Genomic DNA, 1068 nt, shown 5'->3' on the forward strand with positions numbered 1-1068 from the left:
GCGGTATAGCTTCCCGGTGAGGAATAGGTGTGGACRGGGTCCGCCAAGGTGGAGCTGCCACCGTCRCCAAAGTCCCAACTGTGCGACACCACCCCCACATCGTCYGTGGAGCCACTGCCCGTAAAACTGACCTCCAATGGCGCATTGCCCGTCAAAGGGCTCGCCGTGGCAACCGCCACAGGGGCCGAATTGCCACCACTGGAACTGCCCCCGGTCACCGTAACATTGTCCAGGACCGCATCCGCCAGCACTCCGTTCTTGTGCGAGGTAACCGCCAGGCCAACATATACACTGTTCCCCATAGGGATCTGTCTGCTGCCCAACAGGGACCAATCCGTTCCATTGGCCGAAGCGTAACCGCTAAAGGTGTCCCCTTCCCTCACCAAACGAACATAATAGGGCATGCCCACATGGACAGGGCCCAGATTGTGCCCACTGGAGGTCATCGTGCCACCATCAACACTGCGGTGCTGTAGCGTATAACCAGGACCTGAACCATAGCTCGGGTCCGGGGAGACCGACATCAGGGCCATTGCCGAGTTCCCGGACAGGTTGTTGCGGACCATGACACCGGCCTTGGCCCAATTGTCCGTATTCGACAGCGACACCACCCGGGCGGTGATCTCAAGGTCGCCCTCCAGTTGCTGGTACACATAATGGAAGCCATCGCTGGAACCCCAGATATCAGCCCCCGAACCGCTCACCTCATAGGTCTGGCCATCAGAACAGGCACTGCCGCCCGCGAGGACCGAGCCCACATCCGAGTTCGACCAAGGGGCCGAAAGTGCGGTGCACTCGCCAGGGGTGCCCTCTTGGGTCACCGTGATCGAGACCGTGTCAACATCCGTTTCGCCTTCCCCATCCTGTACGGTAAGGGTGGCGGTATAGCTTCCCGGTGAGGAATAGGTGTGGACGGGGTCCGCCAAGGTGGAGCTGCCACCGTCGCCAAAGTCCCAACTGTGCGACACCACCCCCACATCGTCCGTGGAGCCACTGCCCGTAAAACTGACCTCCAATGGCGCATTGCCCGTCAAAGGGCTCGCCGTGGCAACCGCTACCGGGGCCGAA

Annotated in this window: 1 protein-coding gene; it reads right to left on the reverse strand. The window is 61.1% G+C overall.

Going from position 1 to position 1068, the window contains the following annotated elements:
- A partial coding sequence (locus EZV76_RS17350) for a PKD domain-containing protein (RefSeq protein ID WP_136567688.1) occupies positions 1–1068 on the reverse strand: 1068 nt, incomplete at both ends.

Origin of the sequence: Flagellimonas alvinocaridis, from assembly GCF_004916895.1 — a bacterium.
Lineage (GTDB): Bacteria > Bacteroidota > Bacteroidia > Flavobacteriales > Flavobacteriaceae > Flagellimonas > Flagellimonas alvinocaridis.